We start from the raw sequence: 16423 nt of genomic DNA on the forward strand, positions 1-16423 counted from the left end.
ATGAAGCAAGTTATTTTAGTTGCTCATGGCAAATTAGCGCTAGAAATGAAAAATTCGGTAGAAATGATTTTTGGAGAGTTGCCAAAGTTTTCCGCTGTCGAGTTTTGTAAAGAAGACGGCTTAGATAGCCTTAAAGAAAAAATAAATCAGGCAGTTACGGATTCTACAGAGCAAGTCTTAATATTGGCGGATTTATTTTGTGGCACGCCCTATAATGCAAGTTGTGCAATTTGCATGGAAGATAAAGGGAAAGAATACGAAGTTGTTTCAGGAATGTCTTTACCGCTGGTTTTAGAAGTAGCCAGCATGATTGATAACACTAATATTAAAGAAATAGCAGAAATATTAAAGGAGGTATCAATGCAAACGGTTCGTTCTTTTAAAGGTCAAGAAATAGAAGAAGAGGAGGATTTTTAATTATGGAAATCAAATTAGCAAGAATTGATGATCGGTTGATTCATGGACAAGTAGCCACTGTTTGGGCAAAAGAAGCAGGTGCTGGTCGAATTATCGTGGTAAGTGAAGAAGTAGACAATGATGAAATTCGTAAAACATTAGTTAAACAAGCAGCACCTCCAGGAATTAAAGCAAACATTGTCAATGTTGAAAAAGCAGTAAAGGTCTATAACAATCCTAAATACGCTAAAGAAACTGTCTTTTACTTATTTACTAATCCAACTGAGGTTGTCGAAATGGTTCAAGCAGGTGTGCCAATTAAAACAATTAATATTGGTGGTATGCACTTTAGGGATGGTCGGACCCAAGTAACAAAAGCTGTTTCAGTAGATAGTAAAGATGTTGTTGCTTTTCGTAAATTAGCTGAATTAGGCGTGGAATTAGATCTTCGGGTAGTAGCAACTGATTCAAAAGGTAACTTTGAAGAAAAACTGAAAGAAGCAGGATTTTAAAAAGATGCAATTATAAAACAATAAGCGATAAATTGAGGAGGATAAAAATGGAATTATCAGTGATACAAATTATTTTAATTTTTCTTTTTTCATGTGTCTGTGGTGCAGGGAGTGTGCTTGATGAGTTTCAAACCCATCGACCATTGATTGCTTGTACCGTTGTCGGTTTAATTTTAGGGGATTTGACAACAGGTGTCATTTTAGGCGGCACTTTAGAGTTAATTGCATTAGGGTGGATGAATATTGGGGCAGCCCAATCTCCCGATTCTGCTTTAGCCAGTGTTATTTCAACCATTTTGGTAGTAGTTGGAAAACAAGATATTCAAGCCGGAATTGCGATTGCTTTACCAGTAGCAGCCGCCGGTCAAGTTTTAACAGTTTTTGCACGGACGCTTACAGTCGCGTTTCAACATGCAGCAGACAGAGCAGCAGAAAATGCTAATTTTAGCAGAATTATTTTCTTACATTTCAGTGCTTTATTTGTACAAGCACTACGGGTTGCGATTCCAGCAACAGCGGTAGCGGCTTTTGTTAGTGCTGAAATGGTAACTAATATGTTAGATATGATTCCTGATGTTGTAACTGGTGGATTAGCAGTTGCTGGTGGTTTTATTGTAGTTGTTGGTTACGCTATGGTTTTAAATATGATGAGTGTAAAATACTTAATGCCGTTTTTCTTCTTAGGTTTTGTTCTAGGTGGCTATTTGAACTTCAGCTTACTTTCTTTTGGCGTAGTGGGCTTAATTATGGCATTGGTTTACGTTCAATTAAACCCTAATTTTAGCAAGCAAGCAGCACAAGGTATGTTGGCAACTGTTGATGGTAGTTTAGATGACGAGTTAGAAGATTAGGAGGAAGTAATCATGGAAGCAACTCAATCAAATGAGATTCAATCAAAAATCACGAAGCAAGATTTAATTCGAACTTTTGTTTATTCAAATTTTCAACAAGCTTCTTTTAATTATGAAAGAATTCATGCCTTAGCGTTTTGTGTAGATATGATTCCAACGATTAAACGGGTTTATCATACGAAAGAAGACCAAGCGGCAGCCCTAAAACGCAATATGACTTTCTTTAATGTTACGCCAGCAGTTTGTGGTCCGGTTATCGGTGTAACGATGGCAATGGAAGAAGCCAAAGCTAACGGTGCAGATATCGATGAAGGAACAATCAATAGTTTGAAAATCGGTTTAATGGGTCCTTTATGCGGCGTGGGTGATCCGCTCGTTTGGGGAACTTTACGTCCGATTGCAGCGGCGATTGGTGCCTCACTTGCTTTAACAGGAAATGTTTTTGGTCCAATTATTTTCTTCTTAGTTTTCAATGCAGTCCGGCTTGCGATGAAATGGTTTGGCTTAACTTATGGCTTTAAAAAAGGCTTAGATATTGTAAAAGATTTATCAGGTAATTTATTACAGAAATTAACTGAAGGGGCAACTATTTTAGGGCTATTTATCATGGGGGTACTTGTGACTAAATGGACGACAATTAATATTCCGTTAGTTGTTTCTCGAACAGAAGGCGTTGATGGTCAAGAAGTCATTACAACTGTTCAAAATGTATTGGATGATTTGGTGCCGGGCTTATTAGCTTTAGGGTTAACCTTGTTAATGATGCGTCTGCTGAAGAAAAAAATCAGTCCGATTGTATTGATTTTTGTCTTGTTTGCAATTGGTATCTTAGGTTATGGTTTAGGCATTTTAGCATAAATAAAAGTAAATTTGGCAACGAGTGGTCATGAAGGAAGTTAAGGTTATAGCTCACTAAAGATATCAATAAACGGCAGCTATAATTTGAATCCCAAATTTAGTTGCCGTTTTATTAAGTGTCATTCAAGCTACTAAATAAAATTAGTATGAATGAACACTATAAAATGAATAAGTTAAGGAGAAGTAGCAATATGAAGACAAAAGCAGTTCGCATATACGGCAAAAAAGATTTAAGATTGGAAGAATTCGAGCTTCCAGCAATTAAAGAAGATGAAATTTTAGCATCAGTGATTACTGACAGTATTTGTATGTCAACGTGGAAGTTAGCAAATCAAGGAGCGGATCATAAAAAAGCGCCGAATGATTTAGCGGAAAATCCCATTATTATCGGTCATGAATTTTGTGGAGAAATTTTAGAAGTTGGTTCAAAATGGCAAGGTAAATATCAAGTGGGAGAACGTTATGTTTTACAAGCAAATTTACAATTGCCTGATCGACCTGATTGTCCCGGTTATTCATACGCTTATACCGGTGGCGATGCTACTTATATTGTAATTTCTAAAGATGTAATGGAACAAGATTGTTTAATTCCTTATCAAGGGGAAACTTATTTTGAAGGTTCTATGATTGAACCACTTTCTTGTGTGATCGGTGCTTTTGAAGCGAATTACCACTTAGTTCCTGGCTCTTATCAACATGCAATGGGAGTCAAAGCCGATGGAACAATGTTGATTATGGGTGGAACAGGTCCGATGGGATTATTAGCGATTGATTATGCTTTGCATGGTCCGATTACACCGAAAAAGCTGGTAGTTACAGATATGAGTCAAGAAAAATTAGATCGGGCTGAAAAATTATATCCTAGTCAAAATGGTATTGAAGTTCATTATGTGAATGTTGCTGAGATGGCTGATCAAGTTACTGAATTGAAAACGATTGTTGGCGATGCTGGCTTTGATGATATTTTTGTAATGGTTCCAGCTGCCGGCTTGTTAAAAGATGCTTCAGCTTTGTTAAATCCTGATGGCTGTCTGAACTTTTTTGCTGGACCACAGAATAAAGATTTTTCTGCAGAAATTAATTTTTATGATATTCATTACGCGTTTACCCATTATGTCGGTACTTCTGGCGGGAATACAGAAGATATGCGCAAAGCAGTGGCATTGATTGAAAATAAAAAAGTTCAAGTTGCTAATGTGGTAACTCATTTACTTGGTTTAAATGCTGTTGGAGAAACAACTTTGAACCAACCAGAAATTGGTGGTGGTAAAAAATTAGTCTATACTCATAAAAATATTGAACTAACTAAGTTAGCTGACGTTGCTATTCAAAGCGATTTAGGAAAAATATTAGAAAAAACTGATGGTATCTGGAGTAAAGATGCTGAAGATTATATTTTAGAAAGCGCTAAAGAAATTTAAATACAGAGGTGAAAAAACTGGCTTTAAGTCAGTTTTTTTATCCTATCTACCTTAGAGGTTAAGATAACTTATTAATAAAAAAGTTGACAGCCCTTTCATTCTGCAATATAATTTGGTTGATAAAGCAAAACAATTAAATATTGAGCAATGAAGCTCCTAAAAGAACAGTGACTAACTGGTTTCTTTAGGTGCTTTTTTCTTTTTAAATAGCGAATTATAATAAAATAGAATTCGATAGGGTGAAAGACAATGAATGGAAAAATTGTTATTGTTGATGATGAAGCAATTACTAGGATTGATATTAGAGGTCAGCTTCAAAGTGTTGGTTACGAGGTGGTTGGCGAAGCAGCTGATGGATTTGAAGCGATTAGAGTATGTAAAAAAACACTACCGGATGTAGTCATAATGGATATTCAAATGCCAAATTTAGATGGTCTTAGAGCAGGTAAAAAAATTGTGCAAGATAAATTAGCTAACAGTTTGGTCTTTTTATCAGCATATAATGATATTGAATACACGACTAATGCTAAAAAAATCGGAGCTATCGGTTATTTAGTGAAACCGCTCGATGAAAAATCTTTAATTTCTACAATTGAAATGAGCATGGCAAGAGGCAAAGAAATCAATCAAATGCTAATTGAAATTGAAAATTTAAAAAATAAATTGGCAGAGCGGAAAATTATTGAGCGTGCAAAAGGTGTTTTGAGTCGCGAAAAAGGTCTCTCAGAAGGAGAAGCATATCAAATGCTTCGACAATTGAGCATGGATAAGCGTTGTAAAATGAGTGAAATCGCTGAATCAATTATTATTGATGAAATATAGTTTTAACTGTAAAAAAATTTAAATATCAGACAACATCGATGTTGTTGGTAATAAGCAAAGGCGCTTAGAGAAAATCAGGAAGTAATTCCCTGTTTTCTTTAAGCGTCTATTTTTGAGAGGAGTGTTTTTTACAAATAAAAAGAGAAGTATGATTTTGAAAAATAGGAGGTAAAAGGATGCGAGATGATTTACTAAAAGCTAAAGTATTAAGTATGAAAATAATTACTAATGCAGATGAATCTTTGATTAAACAGTTAGAGTTGAAAGAAAATCAACGTTCTTTAGGAATTGTTACTGCAGATACTGATGACGTCACTTATGTAGCGTTAGACGAAGCAACTAAAACCGCTTCAGTCGAAGTGGTGTATGCCAAAAGTATGTATGCCGGGTCGGCTAATGCCAACAGCCAATTAGCTGGTGATGTGATTGGGGTTGTTGCTGGCCCTAATCCAGCTGAAGTAGCTAGTGGTTTAGCTAGAGTGGCTGAAGTTGTTGAAAATGAAGCTAGTTTTATTAGTGCTAATGCAGATGATACGATTGTTTATTTTGCTCATGTTATTTCACGCTCTGGAAGTTTTCTTTCGAAAGAGGCCAATATTAATGAAGGTGAATCAATCGCTTATTTAATTGCACCGCCGTTAGAAGCGATTTATGGTTTAGACGCTGCTTTAAAAGCTGCCGATGTTAAAATGGGTGTTTTTTATGGTCCGCCATCTGAAACCAACTTTGGTGGCGCTTTGCTTTACGGTAGTCAATCAGCTTGTAAGGCAGCTTGCAATGCATTTGCTCAAGCAATTCAAAATGTAGCTGATAAGCCGCTAGATATTTAAAAAAGAGAAATAAACGAGGAGGAAAAAATTATGTCAAGTACAAATGCTTTAGGAATGATTGAAACAAAAGGGTTAGTTGGTGCGATTGAAGCAGCCGATGCAATGGTTAAAGCCGCAAATGTTGTGTTAATTGGTAAAGAGCAAGTGGGTGGTGGATTAGTAACAGTAATGGTTCGTGGCGATGTAGGAGCAGTGAAGGCCGCGACAGACGCCGGAGCAGCAGCGGCTGAACGTGTTGGTGAATTATTATCTGTGCATGTAATTCCACGTCCGCATACAGAAGTAGCGGCTATTTTACCAAAATAAAAAGTCTGAATTCTGAAAAAAGATGACTACCTGAACTATATAATAAAATTTTAATCAGAAAGTGAGAATAATCATGGTAGAAAAAATATTAAGTGTTGGTATCGATGTGGGGACAACTACAACACAATTGATATTTAGCGAACTGTTGATTGAAAATACAGCTTCTGATTTTGCGGTTCCTAGTATAAAGATTGTAGATAAAAATATCGTCTATCGTAGTGCTATTTATTTTACGCCATTAATAAATTCAATGACTATTGATGTGATGAGAATAAAACAGATTATTGAAAACGAATACACTAAGGCTGGAATTAATAAAAATCAGATTGCTACTGGTGCAGTTATTATTACTGGTGAAACAGCTAGAAAAAAAAATTCTGAGTTGGTTTTAGAATCGTTAAGCGAATTTGCTGGAGATTTTGTAGTTGCCACGGCTGGTCCGGAATTAGAATCTATTTTAGCTGGTCGTGGAGCGGGAGCAGATATTGTTTCTGAAAAAGCTCATGAAATTGTTGCAAATTTAGATATCGGTGGTGGTACAACCAATATTTCAGTTTTTAAAAACGGAGAGATTATTGATACTTGCTGCTTAGATGTAGGTGGCAGGTTGGTTAAGGTGGACGAAAATACTAAACAAATAACTTATCTTTCTAAAAAAATTGAAAAATTAGCAGAATTAAAAAAAATCCCGATTAATCAAGGAACAATCCTTGACGCTGAGCTTGCTAAAGAGCTAGTTTTTTTACTAAGTCAAGCACTTGGCGAGGTATTAGGTTTTTGTGAAAAAACGGAGTTGTCAACATTTTTGATAACGGATAAAGATTTGAAAAGAGACTATGAAATCAATCAAATTATGTGCTCAGGAGGCGTAGCCGACTGTATTTATGTTGAAAATTTGAAGAATGATTTTGTATATGGTGATATTGGCGTTATTTTGGGTCGCGAAATTAAAAATAGCCACTGGTTTAATCAAGTTAAAGTTGCTCAGGCAAATGAAACAATTCGGGCGACTGTTATTGGTGCAGGTAATCATACCACCACGATTAGTGGTAGTACGATTTTATACTCTGAAGATCTTTTTCCACTAAAAAATTTACCAGCTATTAATATTAAACTTTCAAAGACAACTTTAGTTTCGGAAAAATTAGTTAGCCAGATTCGTGAAAAAATAAACTGGTTTAATTTATCAGATGAGCAACAGTTAGTTGTTTTATCGCTGACAGGAAATCGGCAGTTTTCATTCAATGACATTGAGGAGTTAGCTGAAATTATTTTATTAGGGATGAAAGAGTTACTGCAGAATAATGAACCATTAATTGTGGTAATCGAAAAAGATATTGGTAAAATAGTCGGCTTGATGCTACAAAAACTTAATCAAAAGAAGAATCCAATTATTTGTATTGATTCAGTTAAAATTAACGACGGTGATTATATTGATATCGGCTCTCCTTTGTCAAACGGAAAAGTAGTGCCGGTTGTCGTAAAAACATTAGCGTTGGGTTATTAAACAGAGAACTATTATGAAATAAAAAATAGGAGGGAATTTAATGAGATTAAAGACAACTGTATCAGGAACTTCTTACCAATTTACATCTGTTCGTGATGTTTTGGCAAAAGCGAACGAAGAAAAATCGGGAGATGTTTTATTAAGAATTGGTGCTAGAACAGCACAAGAGCGAGCAGCTGCAAAAGTTGTTTTAAGCGAGTTAACACTAGAAGATATTAGAAAAAATCCAGTGATTGATCCTGAAATAGATGAGGTAGCTCGAATTGAAGAAGAAACAATTAATGAAACAATTTATAATGAAATAAAAAATTGGACAGTTGGCTATTTAAGAGAAAAAATTCTTGCTCATGAAACCAATAGTCGTGAGCTGTTAAGAATAGGCAAAGGATTAAACGGTGCAATGGCTGCGGCTGTCGCTAAAATTATGTCTACGATGGATTTGATTTATGCAGGGAAAAAAATTATCGCAATTGCTACTTGTAACACAACAATTGGATATCCGGATTCATTAGCTTTTAGATTGCAAGGCAATCATCCAACGGATTCTACTGATGGAATTTTACTTTCTGTTATGGAAGGAGTTTCTTACGGATCGGGAGATGCCTGTATTGGTATTAATCCAGTTGATGATACAGTAAGTAATATTACTAAGATTATGGAATCTATTCATGAATTTACTATTGAATGGGAGTTACCAACGCAAACGGTTGTTTTAGCTCATATCAGCACACAAATGGAATGTGTTTCTCAAGGCGCGAAAACATCGATGTTATTTCAAAGTTTAGCTGGAACCGAAGATGCTAATAAGGCTTTTGGGATTGACGATAAAATGTTAATGGAAGGCTATGATTTAATTCATAAATATGGTGTGGCTAGTGGAGAAAACTTAATGTACTTTGAAACAGGTCAAGGATCAGAGTTATCAATTGGCGCAGCTCATAATATTGACCAGCTAACGCTTGAAGCTAAAAAATATGTGTTAGCAAGAAAATACAAACCATTTATGTTAAATACAGTATCAGGATTTATTGGTCCAGAAACAATTTTTGATGGAAAACAGATGATGAGAGCAGCAATTGAAGATCATTTTATGGGAAAACTTTTAGGGATTCCGATGGGGACAGCGCCTGTATACACTAATCATACAAAAATGGATCAAAATGATCATGAAATGGCTACGATGCTGTTATCTTTAGGTGGTTCTAATTTCTTTATGGGAGTTCCTTGTGGTGATGATGTTATGTTAAGTTATCAGGATACGAGTTATCACGATGATGCTACTTTAAGAGAATTAACTGGTAGAAAACCAATTAAAGAATATCACGAGTGGTTAATGAAACATGAAATTATGGATGAACATGGAATTCTTACACCAAAAGCAGGAGATGCAACATTATTTTATAAAAAATAAAGAATAAAGGAGTGTAAATATGGAGATTTCTGAAAAAGATTTGAAGATTTTAGTTGAAGATGCGGTAGAAGCACTATTAACTAAAGAAAATAAATCAAGTGAACAAGTTGTTGCTAAGCGTCAAACAAGTATTATTTCTGAAGAAGAAGTAGCTGATATTACAGCGATTGATTTACAAAAAAGATTATTAGTTCCTGATCCTGTCAATAAGGAAGCCTATTTAGCTATGAAAGCTAAAACACCTGCTCGTTTGGGAGTATGGCGTAGTGGACCTAGAATGAAAACTGAAACTTTATTGAGATTTTGGGCGGATCACGCGGCTTCACAAGATGCTGTTCAAGGAGAAGTTTCTGAAGACTTAGTTAAAAATTTAGATCTTTTACCAATTCAAACAAAATGCAGAGATAAAGCAGAGTATTTAACTAGAACGGATTTAGGTCGAGAGTTTGAAGAAGAAGAATTAGAAAAAATTCGTAAGAGCTGTGAAAAAAATCCTCAAGTACAGTTAATTATTGCCGATGGTTTAAGTTCTACTTCTATTGAACGCAATGTAGAAGATATTTTACCAGCAATTCGTTTGGGGTTAGAAGCAGAAGGTATAAAAACTGGGAAGGCAATTTTTGTAAAATACGGTCGTGTACCTTCAATGGATGTGATTTCTGAAGTTACTGGGGCAGAAGTTTGTTGTTTATTAGTAGGAGAAAGGCCAGGGTTAGTTACTGGAGAAAGTATGAGTGCTTATATGGCTTACAAAGCAACGATTGGTATGCCAGAATCAAATCGAACAGTAATTTCTAATATTTATAATGGAGGTACACCTACTGTTGAAGCTGGTGCTCATATTGCAACAATCCTTAAAGAAATGTTGAATAAAAAAGCCAGTGGGGTTGATTTAAAGCTGTGATAATAGTAATCTATCGGAAAAAGTTTAGTTTAAAGCTTTTTTCGATAGATTTGTGTTTTTTAATACATAGTTTTGCAAATTATAATTTGATTGATAACAAGATAGCGGAATAAGGAGAAAATGATGATTGATAGAATGAAGCGGTTATGTGAACGCTATACTTTGCTGTATCCAGAGGAAATTGAACATATAGTAATAGAATCTAAAGCAATTTTAACTAGCAAAATTTTTTCTGATAAAGAAGTCTTTGTTGATGTTATTGATCAAGGGACAGGTGAAGCAAGAGTTGTTTTTCATAGGAAACCAACTGCGAAGCCAACCATGTATTCTGAAGGTTTAGTGGGTAAATTAATGAAACGAAAAAATGAACCTGGAGTTTATCGAACGTTAGAAACATCACTAAACTCGACAGATTTATTAGCAAAAAGCCCAGATGGTCGAGTGATTATTCAACAAGTTTATCCGTTAATGTATAAAGCTCATGTTATTGGGGCTGTGGTAATTGAAGAAGCTTCTCAGGCAGTAATTGCTGCACCTCAAGTTGAAGTACCCGTTGCTACTAAAGAAAATCCGCAACGCTACATTGTAGATAATATTGACTATGCAGTGTTAAACTTCAACGAAAAAGGAATCCTAAATGATTGTAATGATTTTGCAGTTAAATTATTTCAAGACTTTGGATATTTAGGGAATATTCAGGGGTTACATTATGATAATCTATCAATTGACCATTCAACTTTTAAACAAATTTTGGCATTAGGAGCTGCTTGTGAAGGCGAAAATTCATTAACCAAAGAAGTTCGTTTTTTTAATGGTTATTATAGTTTGAAATATGTATTTTATCGAGAAGCTAGGGGTGTTATTTTAATTATTCAGAACATTACAGAGTTAAAAGAAACAAAATTGGCTATGATTAGAAAATCAGAGGTTATTCAAGAAATTCATCATCGAGTTAAAAATAATTTACAAACAATTGTTTCTTTATTACGGATTCAAAAAAGGCAGATGGCAGATTCAGAAGCTAAAAAAGTTTTTTCGGAAACTATTAACCGCATTTTTGTGATTGCAGCAAGTCATGAATTACTTTCTAAAGAATTTGAAGATAAGATAAAATTAGTTAATGTTTTAGAGAGCATTGTTAATAATTTGATGAAAAGTTATGACCAAAGTAAATTAATAAAAATTGAACTGATGGTTGATTCAACGATTGTTTTAGCAAGTGATACTACAGTAACTTTAGCGTTAATTATTAATGAATTGGTTCAAAATGCTTATGACCATGCCTTTACTGGTAAAGAATCAGGCTGTGTTACTATTACTTGTAGAGAAAATCAAGAAGGTCGGATTGAGCTGGAATTAACAGATGATGGTGTGGGATACAACCCACAAGAAAAAGAAAAACAAAATTTAGGGCTACAAATTGTACATAGCTATGTTAGAGAAAAGCTGTGTGGGCGAATCAGAACTTATAGTAATAGTAAAGGGACGAAAATTCTGATTTCTTTTCAAAAAAAGAAAAAAGTATAAAAAGCAAATTTCAAGCCAGTTCTTACAAAAAGGAAAAAATTCCACCTTTAAATGTGCTACAATTTCAATGAAAGCGTTAAATATAATTGAGCGAGGAGCGAAATAAGATGTATGTAGGCTTTGATATTGGTGGCACAACGATAAAATATGGGGTAGTAGATGAAGTGGGCAACATTTTGGAGAAATCTTCTATCGCGACAAATTATGATAAGACAGCATTTTATAATGATTTAGTATCGATTATTGAAGATGCGCAGCAGCGTTATACCATTAAAGGTGTGGGTATCAGTGCGCCGGGTGTGGTGCAAAAAGATGGTTATATGTTAACGGCGGGAGCCATTCGACCTTTATATGGAGAAAATTTTAAAGTGGTTTTGGAAGCTAGAACAGGCTTACCGGTTACGGTTGAAAATGATGCTAACGCAGTAGCGATTGCTGAAAAATGGATTGGTAACGCGCAAGATTTTGATAATTATTTGTGCTTAGTTTTAGGAACTGGTGTTGGTGGCGGTATTGTGATTAACGGGCAAGTTTATCGTGGCGCGCATGGTATGGCGGGAGAATTTGGCTGGACGGTGATTAAAGATTTGCCGGCAACTGGTGATATTGAAGAAGTTTCTGTTAATAAGAAGACGGCGGTAGCGGGCGGTTTAGTTAAGCTTTACAACAAAGCACTACAACTGAAAAATCCCCAAGCGGAGCGTCTTAATGATGCACGAGAAATTTTTCAATTGGCAGAAGCTGGCGATGTTTTAGCTGAAGAGATTACCCGCCAATTTTATCTGGATTTAGCGGTTTGTTTAATTAATTTAATTAGTTGTTTTGACCCAGAAGCGATTTTATTAGGCGGTGGCGTTAGTAGCAATGAAATTTTCCACCGACGCTTGCAAGAAACTTTAGTTGAAGTGGAAAGTCGCCATGAATCAATCAATGCTTTGCGGGGTAAAACGATTGCGCCGGTGATTTCGACTAATTTAAAAAATGATGCTGGTTTAATCGGAGCAGTCTATCAAATTCATCAACTTATGAAGTAAAAATTTATGGTATACTCTTGTTAGAGAGTGGGTGAGGCAGATGCCAGTTTTTGAACATTTGAATTTAAGCCAGTTGTCAGCAGTGGAACAAGAAATTTATCGTTATATTGTGAATAATCTTGAAAAAATTCCTTATATGCGGGTTCGGGATATTGCCAACGGAGCGCATGTTTCTTCGACTTCGGTTTTTCGTTTTGTGCAAAAAGTGGGTTATGACTCTTATCCAGAATTTCGTTTTTATATTAAAGCCTTTCTTGAAGAAAAAAATGTGGCGGAAAGTGAGCGCCAGTTATCTTTAGAGCAGCGGATTCAAGCTTTAAACATGAATATTTTTCATCCTGATGTGGAATATCAAATAAAAAAAATGGCGAAAGCTGTTGAAAAAGCCGATTTGGTTTTATTTATGGGGTTAGGAGCATCTGGGGCGATTGCTCAATACAGTGCGCGGAAATTAGCTAGTTTAGGCTATTTCGCGATTAGCTTAGATGAATTAACTTATCCTATTCGCAGTTTTTTAAAAGAAAATCAAAAAACGGTGTTAATTTTCTTTAGTATTTCCGGAGAAACTAAGGAATTGATTGAAGTGATTTTAGGCATTAAAAATCAAGCTTCTGTGGAGAAATACTGTATCACGCAAAATCATAAAAGTACCTTAGCGCAGCTGTGTGATTACTCTATAGAGTATGCAATTAAAGAAGAACGTAAAGAAATTTATTTAGATTTGTCTAGCCAATTACCAGCAATTGCTATTTTGGAAACATTAATTGGCTACTTAAAAACAGAATAATTTACCCAAGTTGAGAGCTGCTTTTGCTTTTGGAGCAGACTCAACTTTTTTTGCCGATTGTGGAACAGGGTGTTCCGGCGGTGGTAAAAACCTTCAATAGAATAGACTTTCTACCAAAATAGCCAAACAATGATTATTTTAAACTTGTAACCGCTATAATGTAGTTAGGAAAACAAACGTCAGTTAAAGCAATTGTTAACTGACTAAAATGAAAAGCAAAGAGACTTCAACAGCGGCCGCAAGAAGTTTTGGAGCTAAACAAACAGAAAAAGGTGGCTTAACCATGCAAAAATTTAATGATTTACTGGAACGCACATTAGTCCCTGTGGCAACTAAGCTGAATAATCAGCGTCACGTAGCTGCTATCAGAGACGCATTTATGTTAATTTTCCCGTTAACAATTTCTTCTTCTTTAGTTATTTTAATTAATAATATTTTATTTTCAAATGATAGTTTTATTGTGCAATTATTCAAACTAAATAAGCTATTTCCTAATTTGGAAAGTGCTCAACAAGTTTTAGCGTCTGTTGCCAATGGTACGATTAATATTATGAGTATTTTTATCGCTTTCTTAGTGGCACAGTTGTTAGCGAAACATTTTAAAGCTGATGAAACATTAGTTGGTTTAACAAGTGTGGCTTGTTTTATGATTTTCTATCCAGCGCCATTTAGTGCCGATAATATTTCTGTTGTTTCAACGAAATATTTAGGAGCACAAGGTTTATTTGTAGCGATGATTGTGGCTTGCTTAGTTGGTGAGTTTTTACCGAAATTATTTAAAATTAATAAACTACAAATTAAAATGCCAGATATGGTTCCGCCAGCAGTTACTCGCTCTTTTTCAGGTTTGATTCCAATTGTAATGGTGATCGCGGGCGCAGCCTTAATTAACTTCTTCGTCTTGAAAATTGCCCCAGAAGGCATTAATGAATTAATTTATAATGGTATCCAAACGCCGCTGCGTAATTTAGGTGGTAATGTGGTTGGTGTACTTTTACTAGCTTTTGTACAGACTTTACTATTTTCTATTGGGATTCACGGACCAAATACTTTAACGGCTGTTCGTTCAGCGATTTTCGCAGAACAAGATTTAGCGAATTTAGAGTTTATTAACAATGGTGGTTCACTATGGGATGTACCTTACAAAGAAACTTGGGGCATCTTAAATGATATGTTTGCCAACATGGGTGGTACCGGGATGACTTTAGGTTTGATTATTGCGATTTTTATTGCTTCAAGAAGACCGGAATATCGTGAAATGGCGAAAATGTCAATTGTCCCAGGGATTTTCCAAATTAACGAGCCAATTATTTTTGGGTTACCAATCGTGATGAACCCAATTATGATTATTCCTTTTGTTTTAACGCCAATGGCCAATATTTTAGTAGGCTATTTTGTAACAGTGGTTTGGCCGATTATGCCAACGCCAGCAATTGGCGTACCGTGGACGACACCAGGGATTATTAATCTATTTTTAGGTTCCGGTGGTAATTTAATGGGTGCTGTTGTAGGTGTTGTCTGCTTAGCTGTTTCTGTAGTGATTTATCTACCATTTGTGATTGCATCAAATCGCGCAGCTAGAAATGCTAGTTAAGCACTGTTTTTGATTTTAACGGGGAAAATGACTGGTTAACATTTTCTCCGTTATTTACTTTTAGAAAAAAAGCATAATATTATGATTTTATAAGGAGCGGATTACATAATGGAGAATCAAATGCCGAAAAACTTTCTTTGGGGTGGGGCGTTTGCGGCTCATCAAGCGGAAGGTGCTTGGGATGTAGGCGGTCGCGGCATGAGTATCGCGGATGTTATGACTGCTGGTGGTAACGGTATTCCCCGTAAAATTACCCAAGGTCTGCAAGCTGGAGAATATTATCCTAATCACGAAGCGATTGATTTTTATCATCGTTATCAAGAAGATATCAAAATGTTTAAAGAACTTGGCTTGAAATGTTTACGAACTTCAATTTCTTGGAGTCGTATTTTCCCTACGGGTGTTGAAGAAGAACCTAATGAAGCTGGCTTACAGTTTTATGATGATTTATTTGATGAATTATTAAAAAATGGTATTGAGCCAGTAATTACTCTGTCGCATTTTGAAATGCCCTATGCTATTTACGAAAAATTTGGTGGTTTTGCTAATAAGGCAGTAATTCCTTTATTTGTAAAATTTGCTAAGTGTGTTTTTACTCGTTATCAAGATAAAGTGAAATACTGGATGACTTTTAATGAAATTAACAATCAAGCAGATGGTCAAAGTCCGCTGCATGTTTGGACCAATTCAGGCATGGTAATTGCTGAAGGTGAAAATAAAGAAGCTTTAGTTTATCAGGCAAGTGTTAATGAACTAATCGCTAGTGCTGCTACTGTGATTGCCGGCAAAGAAATCAATCCTGATTTTCAAATTGGCTGCATGATGGCTTATGTGCCGGTTTATCCTTATTCATGTCATCCAGATGATATGATGGCTTCCGTTAAAATTAATGAGCGTCGCTATTTTTATAGTGATATTCATGTTAGAGGGAAAATCCCTACGTATGCAACGAAATATTGGCGGAAGAAAGGCTATCAAATTGAAATTTCTCAAGAAGAATTAGCGATTTTAGCCAAAGGAACAGTAGATTATATCGGCTTTAGCTACTATATGTCTGCTTCTGTTTCCACTTTACCAGAGGTTGAAGGCCAAGCGACTGCAGATGTTCCGCAAGCGAAAATGGTGAAAAACCCTTATATTGAAGTTTCCGACTGGGGTTGGCCAATTGACACTGTGGGTTTGCGCTATATTTTAAATACTATTTATCAGCGCTATGATTTGCCGTTGTTTGTAGTTGAAAATGGCTTCGGCGCCTACGATAAATTAACTGAAGACAATCAAATTCATGACGATTATCGCATCAATTACTTGCAAGGGCACGTGGAACAGTTGAAAAAAGCCGTGATTGAAGATGGTGTCCCCGTTATCGGCTATACCCCGTGGGGAATTATCGACATTGTTAGCTTTGGTAGTGGTGAAATGGAAAAACGTTACGGCGTGATTTACGTTGATAAAGATAATCAAGGCAACGGTACTTTAAAACGTCTGAAAAAAGATTCTTTTGCCTGGTATCAACAAGTCATTGCCAGTAATGGAGAAAAACTTTAAAGAAGAGAGATGCTAGCTGCTTGGAACTGACCCCAATTAGTGGGACACATTCAAAAAAGCATTGATTAGATTGCAGATTTCCGATATTCAATCGGTGATTTGTAGTCTAATTTTT

General features: G+C 35.6%; 16 protein-coding genes. All 16 read left to right on the forward strand.

The genetic code is table 11. The features are described 5' to 3' along the window. The 16 genes from M2139_RS09475 to M2139_RS09550 all read left to right on the forward strand — a co-directional run bounded on the left by M2139_RS09475 (nucleotide 1) and on the right by M2139_RS09550 (nucleotide 16308). Nucleotides 1-417, forward strand: coding sequence for a PTS sugar transporter subunit IIA (locus M2139_RS09475; protein ID WP_280738596.1), 417 nt, complete (start codon nucleotides 1-3; stop codon nucleotides 415-417). Between the two features lie 2 nt (nucleotides 418-419). Further along, on the forward strand, nucleotides 420-908 hold the full coding sequence (locus M2139_RS09480; protein ID WP_280738597.1) for a mannose/fructose/sorbose PTS transporter subunit IIB: 489 nt from the start codon (nucleotides 420-422) through the stop codon (nucleotides 906-908). A gap of 47 nt (nucleotides 909-955) precedes the next feature. After that, the gene (locus M2139_RS09485) at nucleotides 956-1759 is read left to right on the forward strand and encodes a PTS mannose/fructose/sorbose transporter subunit IIC (protein ID WP_280738598.1); all 804 of its coding nucleotides are present in this window, start codon (nucleotides 956-958) and stop codon (nucleotides 1757-1759) included. 12 nt (nucleotides 1760-1771) lie between these two features. Next, a complete protein-coding gene (locus M2139_RS09490) occupies nucleotides 1772-2617 on the forward strand; it encodes a mannose/fructose/sorbose PTS transporter subunit IID (protein WP_280738599.1) in 846 nt (281 codons plus the stop codon). 191 nt (nucleotides 2618-2808) lie between these two features. After that, nucleotides 2809-4038, forward strand: coding sequence for a zinc-binding dehydrogenase (locus M2139_RS09495; RefSeq protein ID WP_280738600.1), 1230 nt, complete (start codon nucleotides 2809-2811; stop codon nucleotides 4036-4038). Between the two features lie 249 nt (nucleotides 4039-4287). Then, nucleotides 4288-4860 (forward strand): response regulator, encoded by a 573-nt coding sequence (locus tag M2139_RS09500; RefSeq protein ID WP_280738601.1) that lies wholly within the window; start codon nucleotides 4288-4290, stop codon nucleotides 4858-4860. Nucleotides 4861-5036: 176 nt separating this feature from the next. After that, the gene (eutL, locus tag M2139_RS09505; protein WP_280738602.1) at nucleotides 5037-5690 is read left to right on the forward strand and encodes an ethanolamine utilization microcompartment protein EutL; all 654 of its coding nucleotides are present in this window, start codon (nucleotides 5037-5039) and stop codon (nucleotides 5688-5690) included. Nucleotides 5691-5720: 30 nt separating this feature from the next. Beyond that, nucleotides 5721-5996, forward strand: coding sequence for a BMC domain-containing protein (locus M2139_RS09510; protein WP_280738603.1), 276 nt, complete (start codon nucleotides 5721-5723; stop codon nucleotides 5994-5996). A gap of 73 nt (nucleotides 5997-6069) precedes the next feature. Continuing rightward, nucleotides 6070-7503 (forward strand): ethanolamine ammonia-lyase reactivating factor EutA, encoded by a 1434-nt coding sequence (eutA, locus tag M2139_RS09515; RefSeq protein ID WP_280738604.1) that lies wholly within the window; start codon nucleotides 6070-6072, stop codon nucleotides 7501-7503. Between the two features lie 40 nt (nucleotides 7504-7543). Next, nucleotides 7544-8914: an ethanolamine ammonia-lyase subunit EutB gene (locus M2139_RS09520; protein WP_280738605.1), complete on the forward strand. Its 1371-nt coding sequence runs from the start codon at nucleotides 7544-7546 to the stop codon at nucleotides 8912-8914. Between the two features lie 19 nt (nucleotides 8915-8933). Next, the gene (gene eutC, locus M2139_RS09525) at nucleotides 8934-9818 is read left to right on the forward strand and encodes an ethanolamine ammonia-lyase subunit EutC (RefSeq protein ID WP_280738607.1); all 885 of its coding nucleotides are present in this window, start codon (nucleotides 8934-8936) and stop codon (nucleotides 9816-9818) included. A 123-nt stretch (nucleotides 9819-9941) separates the two neighbouring features. Further along, nucleotides 9942-11345, forward strand: a complete 1404-nt coding sequence (locus tag M2139_RS09530; protein ID WP_280738608.1) for a histidine kinase N-terminal domain-containing protein — start codon at nucleotides 9942-9944, stop codon at nucleotides 11343-11345. A gap of 107 nt (nucleotides 11346-11452) precedes the next feature. After that, nucleotides 11453-12379: an ROK family protein gene (locus M2139_RS09535; protein WP_280738609.1), complete on the forward strand. Its 927-nt coding sequence runs from the start codon at nucleotides 11453-11455 to the stop codon at nucleotides 12377-12379. 40 nt (nucleotides 12380-12419) lie between these two features. After that, nucleotides 12420-13166 carry a MurR/RpiR family transcriptional regulator gene (locus M2139_RS09540; protein ID WP_280738610.1) on the forward strand — a complete coding sequence of 249 codons (747 nt, stop codon included), beginning with the start codon at nucleotides 12420-12422 and terminating at the stop codon, nucleotides 13164-13166. Nucleotides 13167-13449: 283 nt separating this feature from the next. Beyond that, nucleotides 13450-14760, forward strand: coding sequence for a PTS transporter subunit EIIC (locus tag M2139_RS09545; protein ID WP_280738611.1), 1311 nt, complete (start codon nucleotides 13450-13452; stop codon nucleotides 14758-14760). A gap of 108 nt (nucleotides 14761-14868) precedes the next feature. After that, nucleotides 14869-16308, forward strand: coding sequence for a 6-phospho-beta-glucosidase (locus M2139_RS09550; RefSeq protein ID WP_280738612.1), 1440 nt, complete (start codon nucleotides 14869-14871; stop codon nucleotides 16306-16308). The last annotated feature ends 115 nt before the right edge of the window (nucleotides 16309-16423 follow it).

The sequence above is a fragment of the Enterococcus sp. PF1-24 genome (assembly GCF_029893325.1).
GTDB lineage: Bacteria > Bacillota > Bacilli > Lactobacillales > Enterococcaceae > HY326.

What these genes read in the sequence shown, in the direction of transcription:
- M2139_RS09475 (WP_280738596.1), top strand. Translation starts at nt 1, where the DNA reads ATGAAGCAAGTTATTTTAGTTGCTCATGGCAAATTAGCGCTAGAAATG.
- M2139_RS09480 (WP_280738597.1), top strand. Translation starts at nt 420, where the DNA reads ATGGAAATCAAATTAGCAAGAATTGATGATCGGTTGATTCATGGACAA.
- M2139_RS09485 (WP_280738598.1), top strand. Translation starts at nt 956, where the DNA reads ATGGAATTATCAGTGATACAAATTATTTTAATTTTTCTTTTTTCATGT.
- M2139_RS09490 (WP_280738599.1), top strand. Translation starts at nt 1,772, where the DNA reads ATGGAAGCAACTCAATCAAATGAGATTCAATCAAAAATCACGAAGCAA.
- M2139_RS09495 (WP_280738600.1), top strand. Translation starts at nt 2,809, where the DNA reads ATGAAGACAAAAGCAGTTCGCATATACGGCAAAAAAGATTTAAGATTG.
- M2139_RS09500 (WP_280738601.1), top strand. Translation starts at nt 4,288, where the DNA reads ATGAATGGAAAAATTGTTATTGTTGATGATGAAGCAATTACTAGGATT.
- eutL (WP_280738602.1), top strand. Translation starts at nt 5,037, where the DNA reads ATGCGAGATGATTTACTAAAAGCTAAAGTATTAAGTATGAAAATAATT.
- M2139_RS09510 (WP_280738603.1), top strand. Translation starts at nt 5,721, where the DNA reads ATGTCAAGTACAAATGCTTTAGGAATGATTGAAACAAAAGGGTTAGTT.
- eutA (WP_280738604.1), top strand. Translation starts at nt 6,070, where the DNA reads ATGGTAGAAAAAATATTAAGTGTTGGTATCGATGTGGGGACAACTACA.
- M2139_RS09520 (WP_280738605.1), top strand. Translation starts at nt 7,544, where the DNA reads ATGAGATTAAAGACAACTGTATCAGGAACTTCTTACCAATTTACATCT.
- eutC (WP_280738607.1), top strand. Translation starts at nt 8,934, where the DNA reads ATGGAGATTTCTGAAAAAGATTTGAAGATTTTAGTTGAAGATGCGGTA.
- M2139_RS09530 (WP_280738608.1), top strand. Translation starts at nt 9,942, where the DNA reads ATGATTGATAGAATGAAGCGGTTATGTGAACGCTATACTTTGCTGTAT.
- M2139_RS09535 (WP_280738609.1), top strand. Translation starts at nt 11,453, where the DNA reads ATGTATGTAGGCTTTGATATTGGTGGCACAACGATAAAATATGGGGTA.
- M2139_RS09540 (WP_280738610.1), top strand. Translation starts at nt 12,420, where the DNA reads ATGCCAGTTTTTGAACATTTGAATTTAAGCCAGTTGTCAGCAGTGGAA.
- M2139_RS09545 (WP_280738611.1), top strand. Translation starts at nt 13,450, where the DNA reads ATGCAAAAATTTAATGATTTACTGGAACGCACATTAGTCCCTGTGGCA.
- M2139_RS09550 (WP_280738612.1), top strand. Translation starts at nt 14,869, where the DNA reads ATGGAGAATCAAATGCCGAAAAACTTTCTTTGGGGTGGGGCGTTTGCG.